Annotated in this window: 11 protein-coding genes and 1 pseudogene; 6 read left to right on the top strand and 6 right to left on the bottom strand. The window is 57.2% G+C overall.

Annotation, left to right across the window (positions count from 1 at the left end; translation table 11 throughout):
• Nucleotides 1-137: 137 nt before the first annotated feature.
• Both PGY33_RS02355 and serC read right to left on the bottom strand, forming a co-directional pair.
• Entirely contained in the window at nt 138-1,289 is a 1,152-nt protein-coding gene (locus PGY33_RS02355) for a 3-phosphoglycerate dehydrogenase family protein (RefSeq protein WP_118478010.1), read from the bottom strand.
• A gap of 104 nt (nt 1,290-1,393) precedes the next feature.
• Nucleotides 1,394-2,485, bottom strand: coding sequence for a 3-phosphoserine/phosphohydroxythreonine transaminase (serC, locus tag PGY33_RS02350; protein ID WP_270477180.1), 1,092 nt, complete (start codon nt 2,483-2,485; stop codon nt 1,394-1,396).
• A gap of 341 nt (nt 2,486-2,826) precedes the next feature.
• Between serC and PGY33_RS02345 the strand changes: the two genes are divergently transcribed.
• The 4 genes and pseudogenes from PGY33_RS02345 to PGY33_RS02330 form a co-directional block, all read left to right on the top strand.
• Nucleotides 2,827-4,272 carry an aminotransferase class I/II-fold pyridoxal phosphate-dependent enzyme gene (locus PGY33_RS02345; protein WP_270477156.1) on the top strand — a complete coding sequence of 482 codons (1,446 nt, stop codon included), beginning with the start codon at nt 2,827-2,829 and terminating at the stop codon, nt 4,270-4,272.
• A gap of 61 nt (nt 4,273-4,333) precedes the next feature.
• A complete protein-coding gene (locus PGY33_RS02340; RefSeq protein ID WP_110435421.1) occupies nt 4,334-4,657 on the top strand; it encodes a cyclic-di-AMP receptor in 324 nt (107 codons plus the stop codon).
• Complete coding sequence (locus PGY33_RS02335) at nt 4,654-5,535, top strand: hypothetical protein (protein WP_270477153.1); 882 nt, start codon at nt 4,654-4,656, stop codon at nt 5,533-5,535. The genes PGY33_RS02340 and PGY33_RS02335 overlap by 4 nt, the downstream gene beginning before the upstream one ends.
• Nucleotides 5,536-5,564: 29 nt before the next feature.
• A pseudogene (locus PGY33_RS02330) lies at nt 5,565-6,371 on the top strand (PSP1 domain-containing protein); the annotation flags it as partial.
• 447 nt (nt 6,372-6,818) lie between these two features.
• Here PGY33_RS02330 and mfd read toward each other — a convergent pair.
• From mfd to PGY33_RS02310, 4 genes are all read right to left on the bottom strand, one after another.
• A complete protein-coding gene (mfd, locus tag PGY33_RS02325; protein ID WP_118478000.1) occupies nt 6,819-10,283 on the bottom strand; it encodes a transcription-repair coupling factor in 3,465 nt (1,154 codons plus the stop codon).
• Between the two features lie 218 nt (nt 10,284-10,501).
• On the bottom strand, nt 10,502-10,936 hold the full coding sequence (gene nifU / locus PGY33_RS02320) for a Fe-S cluster assembly scaffold protein NifU (RefSeq protein ID WP_118477998.1): 435 nt from the start codon (nt 10,934-10,936) through the stop codon (nt 10,502-10,504).
• Between the two features lie 117 nt (nt 10,937-11,053).
• A complete protein-coding gene (locus PGY33_RS02315) occupies nt 11,054-12,295 on the bottom strand; it encodes a cysteine desulfurase family protein (RefSeq protein ID WP_110435446.1) in 1,242 nt (413 codons plus the stop codon).
• Nucleotides 12,296-12,525: 230 nt separating this feature from the next.
• Entirely contained in the window at nt 12,526-13,521 is a 996-nt protein-coding gene (locus PGY33_RS02310; protein ID WP_118477996.1) for a putative ABC transporter permease, read from the bottom strand.
• Nucleotides 13,522-13,641: 120 nt separating this feature from the next.
• Here PGY33_RS02310 and PGY33_RS02305 point away from each other — a divergent pair, with 120 nt between their 5' ends.
• Nucleotides 13,642-14,820: an iron-containing alcohol dehydrogenase gene (locus PGY33_RS02305; RefSeq protein WP_118477994.1), complete on the top strand. Its 1,179-nt coding sequence runs from the start codon at nt 13,642-13,644 to the stop codon at nt 14,818-14,820.
• Nucleotides 14,821-14,933: 113 nt separating this feature from the next.
• Nucleotides 14,934-15,785 carry an AraC family transcriptional regulator gene (locus tag PGY33_RS02300; RefSeq protein ID WP_118477992.1) on the top strand — a complete coding sequence of 284 codons (852 nt, stop codon included), beginning with the start codon at nt 14,934-14,936 and terminating at the stop codon, nt 15,783-15,785.
• The last annotated feature ends 128 nt before the right edge of the window (nt 15,786-15,913 follow it).

Genomic DNA, 15,913 nt, shown 5'->3' with positions numbered 1-15,913 from the left:
CTGCGGTGCTGTCTTGTCCTGCATTTCCATATTTTACGAAAATTCGACCAAATTCGACAATATTCATTTTGCACAGAAAAGCAACAAAAAACCGCTCTGAATCTGCATTCAGAGCGGTTTTATCAGTTTTATGGCAATCAGATCGTGCGGACAGAGATCATGCCTTCGATCGCGCGCAGCTCGTCGAGGTTGGCCTCGGTCGGAGCCTCTGCGGTGTCGATGATGGTGTACGCATAGTCACCCTTGGAACGGTTGCCCATATTCTCGATGTTGCAGCGAACAGCGGAGGTGATGGACGCGATCATGTTCGGGATGTTCTTGTGGATCATGCAGATGCGGTAGCCGCCTTCGTACGGAACCTTGAGGTTCGGGAAGTTGACAGAGTTGCGGATGGTGCCCTTCTCGAGGTACTCGGTGATCTCGTAAACGGCCATCTTAGCGCAGTTGTCCTCGCTCTCCGGCGTGGACGCACCCAGATGCGGGAGCGTGATGGCATTCTCCTGCTCGAGGATCTCGTCGGAAGCAAAGTCGGAAACATATGCTGCAACCTTGCCGCTCTCGAGTGCCTTCGCCATTGCCTTGGTGTCAACCAGCTCGCCGCGCGCGAGGTTGATGACGCGAACGCCGTCCTTCATCTTCTCGATCGCCTCTGCGCTGATGGTGTTCTTCGTGTCAGCGTTCAGCGGAACGTGGATGGTGATGTAGTCGCAGTTTGCGAAAATCTCGTCCAGCTCGGTAACGTGCTTGACCGAGCGGTCGAGCTTGAGTGCGCCGTCAACCGACAGGTACGGGTCATAGCCCCAGACCTCCATATCCAGGCCAACAGCCGCGTTTGCAACCTTAACGCCGATCGCACCCAGACCGATGATGCCCAGCTTCTTGCCGGCGATTTCCGGGCCTGCGTAGGTGGACTTGCCCTTCTCTGCAGCAGGACCGATATCCGGCGTGCCCTTGAGGCCCTTAACCCAGTTTGCGCCCTGTACCACCTTGCGGGAAGCCAGCAGCAGTGCACAGATAACCAACTCCTTAACGGCGTTAGCATTTGCACCCGGCGTGTTGAAGACTACGATGCCTTCCTCGGAGCAGCGGTCGATCGGAATGTTGTTGACACCGGCACCTGCACGCGCGATGCAGCGCAGGTTCTTCGGGAACTCGACGTCATGCAGCTTGGCAGAACGAACCAGAACGGCGTCATAATCGGTGAAATCCTCAGAGCAGGTGTACTTTGCCGGATCGAGATCGTCCAGACCTACCTTCGAGATCTTGTTGTAGAGTTTTACGTTATACATGGGATTATCCTCCAATAGAAAATGGAGAATTGAAAATGGAAAATGTCGCTATCCTTGCTCGATACCGCAATTTCCCATTCTCCATTATCAATTCTCAATTATTGTTACTTGTTTTCTTCAGCGAATTTCTTCATGAAGTCGATGAGCTTCTCAACGCCCTCGATCGGCATTGCGTTATAGATGGAAGCACGCATGCCGCCTACCGAACGGTGACCCTTCAGGTTGGACATGCCGGCTGCCATGGACTCCTTGGCAAACTTTGCGTCCAGCTCGTCGTTGCCGGTGCGGAAGGTTACGTTCATGTGACTGCGGGAATCCTTTGCGGCTACAGTCTTGTAGAAGTCCTGAGAATCGAGGTAATCGTACAGCATGGAGGAACGCTTTTCAGCACGCTCCTGCATAGCCTTTACGCCGCCCATGTCTTCAACCCACTTGGCAACCAGACCGAGTACATAGATGCCGTACGTGGGAGGCGTGTTGTACATGGAATCCTTGTCAGCCATGGTCTTCCAGTCCAGCATAACCGGGTACTTCTCGAGCGGATAGTTGCCGAGCAGATCCTCGCGGACGATAACAACGGTAACACCGGCCGGGCCCATGTTCTTCTGTGCGCCGGCGTAGATGACGCCGTACTTGGAAACATCAACCGGCTTGGACAGGATGTTGGAGGACATATCCGCTACCAGCTCAACGCCTGCCGGGGTCTCGGGATCGTACTGATACTCGGTGCCGTAGATGGTGTTGTTGGCGCAGATGTAGAAGTAGTCGGCATCCGGACGGATATCCAGCTCATCCTGCGTCGGAACGTGGTCGAAGTTGGTCTCCTTGGAGGAGAATGCAGCGTGCATGTCGCCGAACTTCTGTGCTTCCTTGTAGGCCTTGGAAGCGAAGCTGCCGGTCAGCGCGTAGTCAGCCTTGCCGGTCTTCAGCAGGTTCATCGGGATCGCTGCAAACTGGGTGGTAGCGCCGCCCTGCAGGAACAGAACCTTGTAGTTATCCGGAATGGAGAGTACGCGGCGCAGAGTAGCCTCAGTCTCCTGGATGATGCCGTCATATACCTTTGAACGGTGACTCATCTCCATGACTGACATACCGGAGCCCTGATAGTTCAGCATGTCGGCTGCACAGCGCTCAAGCACCGGAACCGGAAGCATGGAGGGACCTGCGGAAAAATTGTAGATACGATTGTCTGCCATAGTGAATAGCCTGCCTTTCAAATATAAGCGTAAAGACGTTCCCGGTTTACATATCACAGTCTGTCGCGGTGATATTACTTTTATGAATGGAACATATTATTTATTATAATACAAAGCCCTGCCGTTGGCTACCGAAAAATGTCCCAAAAAATCCGTAATGAATAAACGAATGTCTGCACATTGTGGATAGTTCATGAAAATTAGTAATGCGTAATCAAAAATCAGTAATTTTTTGTGATAGGTAAATGCATACCTGTGAATCACGGCAATTCCTAATTCCTAATTCCTAATTATGTGTTATACTGTATTATAGCACAATAATGTAAGGAGCCAACTGTATTATGCACCACCGCCGACCGGCTGCGCCGCACAGCCACCGTCCCAATCACAGACAGATCAACCGCCTGATGCCGTTCACAACGGCGCCGCTGTTCCATGCTCTGCAGCTGCTCGAGACCGGCGACTCCGCGCGGTTTCACATGCCCGGGCACAAGGGTGAGCCGGTTTTCAACACATACGCGGATATTTTTGCCATCGACTTTACCGAAACCTACGGCACCGGCAACCTGTACACCGGCGAAGGCCCTATCCGCGATGCGGAGGTTGCCGCCGCGCGGTATTTCGGCTCGGAGGACTGCTTTTTTCTGACCGGCGGCTCGACACAGGGCATTCTCGCCATGCTCGGCACAGCGGTCGGACGCGGCGGCGCTGTCCTGCTCGACCGTGAGGTACACAAGTCCGTCTGCTACGGCTGCGCGCTGCTCGGCATTACGCCGTATTTCTTTTCTGCACCGCTGATCGAGCCATTCGCGGTTTCCGGTGCGCTTCCGGTCAAGGATGCGGAAGCACAGCTGATCGCGCATCCGGAGATCAAGGCAATCCTTCTGACCTCTCCGACCTATTACGGCATCCGGCGGGCGATTCCCGAGTTTGCCGATCTGTGCCGCGCGCACGGCAAACTGCTGCTCGTAGACGGTGCACACGGTGCACACTTTCCTGCCGTCGGCCTGCCGACGCCGGTCGCGGAAGGTGCGGATATGGCCGTTCTCTCCATGCACAAAACGCTGCCGTGCATGGGACAGGGCGCCGTTCTGCTCTCCGCGGCAGGCGTGGACCGCCGCGCACTGCGCGAAAACACCATGCTGTTCGGCACATCCAGTCCGTCCTATCCCATTATGGCGTCCATTGACCTTGCGCGTGCCTACACCGAGGGGCCCGGTCACGCGGAGTACCGCCGCTCGGCAGAAACCTGTGCCGAACTGCGTGCCTATGTGCAGCACCGAACCATGTTCACCGCACTGACCGAGGATCATTTTCCTGCGCTTGACCCATGCCGTCTGACGGTGTGCACCGCCGGAACCGACATCACCGGTCACCAGCTGGCCGATACGCTGTGGAGCGAATGCGGCGTGGCGTGCGAGATGGCGGACAACCGCAATGTTGTGTTCATCCTCACCGGCTCCGACCCGAACGGTGCGATCAACCGTCTGAAACGCGGTCTGCGGCGCATTTCCAGACGGCGCGAGCTGATTCCCCTGCCGTCCCTGTCCGCACCGTTTCCGCCCGCCGAGCGCGTGATGAGCGTGCGCGACGCATGGTTCTCACAGACCGGCAGAGTCCAGCCTGCCGCTGCCGAGGGTCTGGTCTGCGCCCGTCCGGTCACGCCGTATCCGCCCGGTGTGCCGCTGCTCTGGCCCGGCGAGAAAATTACAGGAGCGCACATTGCACTTATCCGTGAAAGATGGTACAATACAATAGATGAAATAACCGTTGTTGTCCATCAATAACGCATCTCATCCAAGCAAACGATATGTTTCCGCGCAGCAATGCGAATAGGGGGTTACTATTATGAAAATGGTACTGGCTATCATCAATTACGATGATTCGCAGGATGTTATCTCCAGCCTGATGAAAGCAGGCTTCTCCATCACCAAGCTGGCGACCACCGGCGGTTTCCTCAAAGCAGGCAACGTCACGATCCTGATCGGTCTGGACGAAAGCAAGCTGGATGAGTGCTTTGACATCATCCGCGAGCACTCCTCCTCCCGCAAGCAGATCATGCCGGCAACCGCTGAGCTCGGCATGGGCTTTTTCCCGTCCACGCCGGTGCAGGTCGAAGTCGGCGGCGCAACCGTATTTGTACTCAACGTCGAGCGTTTTGAAAAGCTGTGATTTCATTTGACGCACTTGCGGGCAACAATGCGCTCAAAAACAGCCTGAAGCATGCGCTGAACGAGCGATTTCCGCAGACCGTGCTGCTGTCCGGTGACGATCCGACGGCGCTCAAAACCCTTGCGAATGTGCTTGCAGCCGGTATTTTATGCGAAGGCGCGGGCAGTCATCCGTGCGGAAGCTGTCTGCCGTGCCGCAAGGTGGAGCAGGGTGTGCACCCGGATCTGATGATCGTGGACGAAGGAGAGGCCGAACTCAAGGTCGATCTAGCGCGTCAGATCAAGGCGGAAAACGCCATTATCCCGAACGACGGAGAACGCCGTGTGACAGTCATTCACCATGCGCAGAATCTCAATCCCATGGCGCAGAACGCGCTGCTCAAGGAGCTGGAGGAGCCGCCTGCGTATGCGTTCTTCATTCTGACCGCCGAGCAGCCGGATTCTCTGCTGCAGACCGTGCGCTCGCGCTGCACTAAATTTGCGCTCGAGCCGTCGCATGCGGCGGTGTCGGACGAGGAGGCGGCAAGCCTGCTTGCACCCTATCTCTCTGCGGTTGCCGAACGGCGTGAGGACCGCATGATGCTCGGTGCAATGGGTCTGGAAAAAACGCCGCGCCGTGCACTGTTAGGCGTGCTCGGCATTCTGCAGGCCGCTGTCCGGGACGCGATTTTCGTCTCAAAGGCTCTGCCGCAAAAGCCGCTGCAGCCGGCACTCCGCAAGCAGACGCAGGCACTCGCCGGCGCCGTCAGTACGGAACGTCTGCTGGCGGTCTACGATTTTATTGATGTGCTGATCGACCGTGTGTCGCGCAACGCGGCATCCGCGGCTGTCACCTGTGCATTAACAAGCGATATCTACCGCATCTGTTACGCTTCCTAAGCGTTTCCATCATACAGGAGGAAAACTTTTTGACAACAATAATCGGAGTTCGTTTCAAAGCGAACGGAAAAATGTATTATTTCGACCCGCAGGGGCTGGAAATCGCACCCGGTACGGGTGTGATCGTCGAGACGGCACGCGGCGTGGAATACGGCGACTGCGTGCAGGGCAACACCGATGTGCCCGATCAGCAGGTCGTGCAGCCGCTCAAGCGCGTGGTCCGTGTGGCAACCGAGACCGATATGAAAACGCTCGAGCGCAACAAAAAGCGTGCCGACGAGGCGTTTATTATCTGCAAGCAGAAGATCGAGGACCGCGGTCTGGAAATGAACCTTGTCACCGCGGAATGCACCTTTGACATGAACAAGCTGCTGTTTTACTTCACCGCAGACGGTCGTGTGGACTTCCGCGAGCTGGTTAAGGACCTTGCGAGCGTGTTCCGTACCCGCATTGAGCTGCGCCAGATCGGCGTGCGCGATGAGGCGAAGATGATCGGCGGTCTGGGCTGCTGCGGCCGCGAGCTGTGCTGCAGCTCGTATCTCGATGATTTCCATCCGGTCTCCATCAATATGGCAAAGGATCAGAACCTGTCGCTCAATCCGGCGAAGATTTCCGGTGTGTGCGGCCGTCTGATGTGCTGTCTCAAGTATGAGCATGAGGCCTACGCCGAGCTGCAGAAGGTCACGCCGCGTCAGGGCAGCGTGGTCGATACGCCGGAAGGCCGCGGCAAGGTAGTTTCCACCCAGATGCTGCGCGGCACCTGCAAGGTGCAGCTGGACGACAGTCCAGAGCACTCGCTGACCGAGTTCCAGTGCACGCAGTGCTGCATGGTAAAGGGTGCGTGCCGCAACCGTCAGAATGCCGCCGCTATGGCCGAGGAACGCCGTAAGCGCGAGGAGCAGGAGGATGCTGCCGCTCCCGCACCCAAAAAGGATGCACCGAAAAAGAGCGAGGCTCCGCATCAGAAGCCGCAGCAGCCGCGTTCGCCGCGCAAGCCTGCCCCGCAGCAGACTGCCGCAGACGAACTGCCCGAAGATGCTCAGAATGAGCTGTCTCCGGACGGTGAAGGTGCGCCGCGCCGTCGCCGCCGCAGAGGCGGAAGACGCCGCCGCAAGCCGAATGGCGAAAACGGTGCTCCGGAACAGAATTCCGGCGAAGAATGAGAAAAAGAGCGAAACCGCATGGTTTCGCTCTTTTTTTGCGCAAATACAGCCGCTCCCCTATCTGCAAGCTCAGTGAAGAAAATCGGCTTCAGTGAATCATGCTTTCTATCATTCTCCTGCTTATTTTGCCGTGGCAGCGTACTTATCAACCAGCGTCTGTGCCATTTCCATCGCCGTCTCGCCCTTATTCAGACGCAGCGACAGATACGGTGTCGAACCGGCGTTGAGCAGCAGGCGGCCCTTGAATTCACTGTCACCGCAGAGCGAGGACAGGCGCGCGAAATCGGTCTCGGAAAAGGTGAGCAGCAGCCGTCCGTCCTGCTGCTTGATCTCCGCAATCCCCTGCTCGCTGGCCTTGGCACGCAGCAGCGCAATATCCAGCAGCGCGATAGCCTCCGCAGGCGGCTCACCGAAGCGGTCGATCAGCTCGTCAAGCATATCACTGCGCTGCTCGTCCGTTCGGATGAGCGCAATACGGCGGTACAGATCGACACGCTGCCCCGCATCCGCAACATAATCGGCGGGAAGGTTGGCAGAAATCAGCAGTTCGGCCGCACAATCGACACGCGGCTTGGGTGTTTCTCCCTTCTCCTCCTGCACAGCCTCTTCGAGCAGCTTGAGGTACAGATCATAGCCGACACTCATCATGTGGCCGGACTGCTCGGGACCGAGCACATTGCCGGCACCGCGAATTTCCAGATCACGCATGGCAATCTTGAAGCCCGAGCCGAACGCTGCAAACTCACGAATCGCACCGAGCCGCTTCTGCGCGATCTCGCTCAGCGCCTTGCCGTGCCGGTAGCACAGGTAGGCGTAGGCGTGGCGCGACGAGCGGCCTACACGGCCGCGAATCTGGTGCAGCTGCGCCAGACCCATATTGTCTGCGTTCTCGATAATGAGCGTGTTCGCGTTCGGGATATCAATGCCGGTCTCGATAATGGTGGTGCAGACCAGAATATCGATCTCGCCGTCTGCCATCTCGTTCATAACCTTTGCAATCTCTTTCTGACCCATTTTGCCGTGAACGATGCCGATTCGCGCATCCGGAAGCCGCTGCTGCCACAGGTTCGCACATCGCTCGATGGACTCCACACGGTTGTGCAGGTAGTACACCTGCCCGCCGCGTCCCAGCTCACGCCGGATGGCATCGAGCAGCACGCCGTCGTTCTGCTCAAGCACGAACGTCTGCACCGGATGGCGGTTCTGCGGCGGCTCCTCGATGGAGGACATATCGCGGATGCCGGACAGCGCCATGTTGAGCGTGCGCGGGATCGGCGTTGCCGACAGCGTGAGCACGTCCACGTTTTTGCTCATTTCCTTGAGCGTTTCCTTGTGCCCGACGCCGAACCGCTGTTCCTCGTCCACGACGAGCAGACCGAGATCCTTGAACTTGATCTTTTTGTTGAACAGCTTGTGCGTGCCGATAACCAGATCGACCGAGCCCGCCTCCAGCTTTTTGAGCAGCGCAGTCTGCTCCGAGCCGGTCTTGTAGCGCGTGAGCAGCTCGATCGTGATCGGGTGACCCTGAAAACGCTGCATCGCGGTCAGGTAATGCTGCCGCGCAAGCACGGTCGTCGGTACGAGGATAGCCGCCTGCTTGCCCGCGAGAATGCACTTCATCACGGCACGCAGCGCGACCTCGGTCTTGCCAAAGCCGACATCGCCGCACAGCAGGCGGTCCATCGGGCGGTCGGACTGCATATCGTCCTTGATCTCGGCAATGCAGCGCAGCTGGTCGTCGGTCTCCTCGTAGGGGAAATCCTCCTCGAACTCGCGCTGCCACGCGTCATCCGGCGGGAAGGCGTAACCCTTGACCTTGGCGCGCTCGGCATACAGCTTGATGAGACCCTCGGCCAGCTCTTTTGCCGCCGCCTTGGCGCGTGCTTTCGCCTTGCTCCAGTCCGCGCCGCCGAGCTTGTTCAGCCGCACGCGCTCGTTGTCGCCGCCGCCGATATATTTGGAGATGAGGTCGAGCGAGGTTGCCGGAACATACAGAAAATCCGTGCCCGCAAACGCAATTTTGATGAAATCGCGCTCGGAACCGTCCACCGTCATGCGCTCCATACCGATAAACCGACCGATACCGTGGTGCTCATGCACGACCAGATCACCCGGTGTCAGGTCGGTGTACGACTTCACCTTATCACGGTTGGACTTCTTGACCTGCGTTTTCTTCCGCCGGGCAAGAACCTGTCCCTCGGTCATGACAACAAGACCGAGATCGGGATACTCAAAGCCGGCGGACAGCGTGCCCTCCATGATGTTGACACAGCCGCCCTTGGGCAGCAGATCGCTGATTTTTACGTTGAGACCGGTGTCGGTCAGCGCATCCAGCATGTTCCGGCAGCGCAGCGCACTGCCGCACACGACCGCCACCGCGCGTCCCTGCTCGGTATAGCTGCGGATGTCGGCAGACGCCATGTCGAGATTGCCGCCGTAGGCGTTCATCTGGTTGGCGATAAAGTTTTCCAGATGCTGCGGTGTCAGTTCGGCTACGTTGTTGAGAAAGCTGTCCAGACGCAGAATCTGGCGCTTCACGCTGCATACGCCGACAAAATCGAGCGCATACTCACCGAGGGCGGGCGGCATTTCGCCGCGCTCGAGCAGAGCAGTTACGTCGTCGGCTACACGCGCGTGGAAATCGCGCACCGCGTCGCGCAGACGGGGCGTGTCCTCGATGATGACGATGGCATTTTCGGGTAGATAGTCGAACGCGGTCGCCATCTCGGGACAAATGAGCGGCATATACTTGTCCGCTGCGGGCAGCGAACCGGTCTCGCGCAGACGTTCCGCGTCCCGTTCGAGATTAGCCTGCAAATCTGCGTGCTGCTTCTTCCGGCGGGTCGAGGTGAGTGCCAGAACAGCCTTTGCCAGTCCTGCCGCACCGCCCTTCGCCAGTGCCGGAATGGATTCCATACACGGCAGACAGCGCAGGCACTCGCACTGCTCCAATCGGCGCTGACTGCCGACGTCGAACGTGGAGATCGAGTCAATCTCATCATCCCAGAATTCCACGCGGTACGGGTGCTCCGCCTGCGGCGGAAACACATCGAGGATACCGCCGCGAATGGAAAACTGACCGGTGCCTTCGACCTGTACGCAGCGCTCGTAGCCTGCGCGCGTGAGCGACTGCGCCAGTTCGTCCAACGGCGCAGTTTCACCGGCCGCGAGGGTGACAACCGACTGCACGAGCAGTTCGGGCGGCATGGTGCGCTGTGCTGCCGCCTGCACGGACGCGACCGCGAAACGCGCCTCGCGCATTTCGTCCAGTACGGCAAGTCGGCGCTGTTCGTAGCCGCGCGACACTCCGACCACGTCCGCCATAACTAGCTCGCGCGAGGGAAGGAGCACGACGTCACGCTCGGCAAAGCCGCGCAGGTCGGCGGCAAAGCGGTTCGCGGCGTTATCGTCATCGGTCAGCACCAGCACCGGACGGCCGGTGTCCAGACCCAGAGCCGCCGCGAGGTGCGCCTTATGGATGGCAGATAGACCGACCGCCAGCACCGGAGATTTGCCCTCATCAACGGCTTGTTTTAACTGTTTGTATTCTTTTAGATAAGTTATACTTTTTGTAATTTCGTTCAAGAGGTTCACCTCCCTTTCATAATGGAAAATGGAGGAGTCCGCCTGTAAAGGCGGTTATTTGAATAATTGCGCAAAGCAAGATACCAGCGCAGCGCGACTGAAGTCTGCGCAAGGATAGCGCTAATTCTCAATTCTCCATTCTTAATTATTGAGACACCAAAAGGGCAGATTTCTCAATCTGCCCTAATGTTATGCGTATTTTTTGCGAAATATGCGTGTTAGTCTGCCTTGTGGCAGGTCTCGCAGTCTGCATCGCAGCCGAGAATCTCAGACGGATCCTTGCCCAGACGCTTGTAATAGTCGGAAATTGCAGAGCGCAGCGCTTCCTCTGCCAGCACGGAGCAGTGCATCTTTACCGGCGGCAGACCGTCCAGAGCCTCAGCAACGGCCTTGTTGGTCAGCTTGAGCGCTTCCTCCAGGCTCTTGCCCTTTACCATCTCGGTAGCCATCGAGCTGGTTGCGATCGCTGCACCGCAGCCGAAGGTCTTGAACTTAACGTCCTCGATGATGCCGTCGTCCGACACCTTGAGGTAAATCTTCATAATATCGCCGCACTTTGCGTTGCCGACCTCGCCGACACCGTTTGCGTCCTCAATCTCGCCAACATTGCGCGGATGCGTAAAGTGGTCGAGCACCTTTTCACTGTACTGCATAAAATCTATCTCCTTTTTGTCCAATCAAATGAATATATTGCAGGAAAATCAATCGTAGGGCGCGACGACCCCGGCGCGCCGAGTCGTCGCGCCCTACGGGATACGTTTCCGTTTATCTTAATGTGCGTGCAGCTCGGTTGCAGCGGTCAGGTTAGGATGACCGTTCTCCCAAACCGGGCTCATCGAGCGCAGGGTCTTAACAACATCGGTAACCGTCTCGATGATATAATCAACGTCCTCCTCGGTGTTCTGTTCACCCAGGGTCAGGCGCAGAGAGCCATGCGCGATCTCGTGCGGCAGACCGATCGCCATCAGAACGTGAGACGGATCGAGCGAACCGGTGGAGCATGCCGAACCGGTGGAGCCGCATACGCCTGCGTTATCCAGTCGCAGGATCAGGCCCTCGCCCTCAATCGCCTCAAAGACGAACGAAGCGGTGCCCGGCAGACGGTTTACCGGATCGCCGGTATAGTGGGAGTACGGAATGTTTTCCATAATGCCCTTAACGAGCTTGTCCGTCAGCTTCTTGACGTAGCCCATCTTCTCATCCAGACCTTCAACGGCCTCCTTCATCGCTGCTGCCAGACCGATGCAGCCTGCGGTGTTCTCGGTGCCGGAAACCAGACCGCGCTCCTGGCCGCCGCCGTATACCAGCGGCTCAAGGGTGATGCCCTTCTTCACATACAGCACGCCGGTGCCGCGTGGACCGCGGAACTTATGACCGGACAGGGACAGCATGTCGATGCCCATCTCCTGTACGTCGATGTGCATATGGCCGACAGCCTGAACCGCGTCGGTGTGGAACTTTGCGCCAACCGAATGCGCCAGCTCGGCAATCTGCTTGATCGGCTGAATCGTGCCGATCTCGTTGTTTGCCGCCATAACGGAAACCAGTGCGGTGTCCTCGGACAGCTCTGCCTTCAGCTGCTCAAGATCTACACGGCCTTCCTTATCCACATTCAAATAGGTAACGCGGTAGCCCTCCTTCTCAAGCGCCTCACAGGTGTACAGCACTGCATGATGCTCGATCTTGGAGGTGATGATGTGCTTGCGGCCCTTGGAGGACGGACCGTGCATAAAGCCGCGAATCGCAAGGTTGTCCGCCTGCGAACCGCCGCCGGTGAATACGATCTCACCCGGTGCATAGTCGTTCTTCTCGTTTACCGGCTCTGCCGCGTTCAGGCACTTGCCGACAACGGTGCGCGCATCGTTAAGCGCTTCCTTTGCCGCACGGCCGATGCGGTACAGCGAAGACGGGTTGCCGTAGTTCTCGGTCAGCCACGGCTTCATAGCGTTGAACGCAGTTTCGGACATCGGGGTCGTCGCCGCGTTATCCGCATATACGAATCTCTTTTCCATAGTATATCTGCCTTTCTTTGTCCAAAAAGGTTGTCTTAAATACAAGCTGAACAGGCGGTTTTCGACGCGCGAAAACCCGAGTAAAATGATAGGTTCAGCGGGTACTACTAATATACACCCGAAACGGGTATTTTAGCAAGTGAAAAACTGACGAAACAGCAAGCATATCCTGCTGCATTTTGCATTAGTTTGTGCATTTTGTGTAGTTTTATAAGGAAGTTAGCTGTGTTTTACCGGTGCGTGTGTGTATCGAGGCGTTTTTTCAGCCGTTCGAGCACCTCAGTGTAACGCTCGGAGCGGGCGGTCGGGTTGCCGCGCAGCAGGCTCTTGCGGGTACGGCCGAGTGCGGCTGCCCGCTCGTCAAAGCGGCGCTGCAGCTCGTCGAGCTTAGCCTGCAGCTGCTCGCGTGCAGCTGCGGTCTGCGCCCTGCGCTCGTCGGAGCGCATCTCATGCACGGCGGCAAGCTGTTCCTTTGCATCGTCCATTTTTTCGGAGAGCTGCGCTTTTGCGTCGGCAAGCTGTTCCTTCGCATCATCTATTTTCTCGGAGAACTGCGCCTTCGCCTCGCCCACCTTCTCGGTGAACTCGCCGTGCGCTTCCTCTACACGGTAGGACAGGTTGGTCAGACCGACAAGCGCAGTCTCGGACAGCTGCTGACGCAGCTCGGCTCCCTGCTCGCGCAGACGGTCAAGTTCCTCGAGCACCTTGGCGAGATCGAGTGCGCTGCGTACGGATACGATCACATCGCTGATAAATGCCGCCGAAAACAGCACGTCGATCACGATCAGTCCGATAAACGGCAGACCGAGCACCAGCTTTTCAATCGGCGGATGAATGACGCTCGTCAGGATCAGGCCGAGAAAGCCCCAGCATAGCGACGAGCGCAGGCAGATATAGCCCTGAAACTGGAATCTCTGCTTGGAGTAATCCCAGTATTTTACCTTGAATATCTTCTCCATCACCACGCCGACGATGTATTCAAACACGGTCGCCGCGATCATGCTCGCCAGATACAGCCACACCGGATGCTGTTTTAACGGTAGCGAAACATGCAGCAGGATCACGGCGCCGAAGCCGTAAATCGGCAGCATGGGGCCGCGCAGGAAGCCGCGGTTGACCAGTCTGCGCTGTCCTACCGAGACCACGGTGGACTCAAAGCACCAGCCGAGCATACAGTACAGGTAGAAAACCAGCAGCCACTGGGCGGCGGAATAACTGTAATACACGCTCTCACTCCTCACGATTCGGATTTCGTATTTATCTATTTTATCGAATTTTTTGACTTTTTGCAAGGGGAACGATATAATAGAATCATACTATTTTAATAGGAAGGGCAGGAACGCCTAATGCTGAATTTTAATCTGCACACCACGACTGAGATTGTATTTGGTAAAGATATTGAGGAACAGATCGGCCCGCGTCTGAAAGAGCTGGGAGTGCACCGCATTTTAGTGCACTTCGGCGGCTCGAGCGCACGCACGACCGGTCTGCTGGACCGTGTGGAAAAGAGCCTGTTTACGGCGGGTCTTGCCTTTGTTGAACTGGGCGGTGTATCGCCGAACCCGAAGGTATCGCTTGTCCGCAAGGGCATTGCACTGGCAGAGCGAGAGGGCATCGACTTTGTGCTGGCAGTCGGCGGCGGCTCGGTAATCGACTCGGCGAAGGCCATCGCCATGGGCGTTGCCACCAAAACTGATCCGTGGCAGTTTGCATCTACCGGCACAAAGCCGGATACCACCCTGCCGGTCGGCACTGTACTGACGCTGGCAGCCTCCGGCTCGGAAAGCAGCAACTCCTGCGTACTCACCAATGAGGAGACCAAGGAGAAGCGCGGTATCACGAGCGAGACCAACCGTCCGCGCATCAGCTTCCTTGATCCGGAGAACACCTATACTGTGTCCAAATTCCAGACCGGCTGCGGCATTGTGGACATCATGATGCACACGCTCGAGCGTTACCTCACGCCGGAAGGCGGCGAAAGCGACATGACCGACCGCATTGCCGAAGGTCTGCTCATTGCCGTGCGCGATGCCGGCCGCCGGGCAATCGCCAATCCGCGCGATTATGAGGCGCGTGCGTCCCTGATGTGGGCCGGCAGCGTTTCGCATAACGATTACACCGGCTGCGGCCGCAAGCGCCTGTTCCCGGTGCATAAGCTTGAGCATGAGCTGTCCGCGTTCCGCGATGAAATTGCACACGGTGCCGGTCTGTCCGTGCTGTTCCCAGCCTGGGCGCTGTACGAGATGAAGAACGATTTTCCGCGCTTTGCTCAGCTGGCGAACCGCGTATTTGGCGTGGAGATGGATTTCCACCATCCTGAGCGCACCGCACGCGAAGGCATCCTGACCATGAAGCGCTTCTTTGAGGAGATCGGCATGCCGACGCATCTGTCGCAGCTTGGCATCAAACCGGAGAATTACGCACAGCTGGCCGCAAATACCGTCCGCACGGTCCAGGGTCCGGTCAAGAGCTATTCCGCACTTGATGAACAGGCTATCATCGAGATTTATAAGCTGGCGGAGTAAAACCGCCTGTGACAAAGGCAGCGCAATAAGCGTAACAGCTGCGAAGGGAAGGCTGTGCAGCAGCCGCCCCCTGTATCTCATCGCTATCGAGACCAAATGAAAGCAGGGATTTTATGCAAATTGTAGATACCGGCGTACTGACTCCGTCCTTCATGGACTTCTCACTGCCGTCCGAATTTGCGAAAAGTGCGCTGTATTACTGCCCGCAGTTCGGTCAGTTCATCTGCAACAGCGATTACCGGATCGAACGAAACGGCATTGACCAATACCTGCTGATCTACATCAACAGCGGCTCGCTCTGCATCCGCACAGACGGTATGACCGCTGAGGCGCATGAGGGCGAAATAGCGCTGTTCGACTGCCGCAAGCCGCACTGCTACTGGTGTCCGGACAAGGTTGACTTCTACTGGTTTCACTTCAACGGTGCAAGCAGCAAGCAGTACACCGAATATCTGACCGAGCGCTTTGGCCTTGTGCACGAAAAGCAGCCGATGCTGTCGCTCAAGGACCAGTTCCGCACGGTTGTGCACTCGGCGCAGTACGGCATGAGCACGCAGTTTGCCTCCATGAACGAGCACCAGATTTCCATTGCCGTCCACAGCATTCTGGGCGGTCTGGCATCGCAGACCGTGCGAACCACCGTCATCAGTGAGCTGCTTGCACCGGCACTGGCGTACATTCACGGTCATTTTGCCGATGACATTTCGCTGAACGACCTTGCCGAGATGTGCGGCATCAGCAAATCCCACTTTATCCGCAGCTTCAAGCGATACGTCGGCTGTACGCCGCATGAGTATCTGCTGCAATACCGTCTGCGTCAGTCCAAGCGTCTGCTGCTGTCCAGTGACCTGACCGTTGAGCAGATTGCCGAGGACTGCGGCTTCAACAGTGCGTCGCACTTTGCGCGGGCATTCCGGCAGGAAACCGATATCTCTCCAACGGCATTCCGCGCAATTTCCTTCTAAACGCACAAAAAAGACAGACCGCAAAACGGTCTGTCTTTTCTTCTTGTAAATCGTAATTCCGGCTGTCCGCAATGTGCTTCGTGCGGCAGCACGCATTCAATCGAATTTGCGAAGCAAATTCATAAAAA

Source organism: Butyricicoccus sp. AF18-9LB, from assembly GCF_027684505.1.
Lineage (GTDB): Bacteria > Bacillota > Clostridia > Oscillospirales > Butyricicoccaceae > Agathobaculum > Agathobaculum butyriciproducens.
This window is presented reverse-complemented; position numbering and strand designations above follow the sequence as displayed.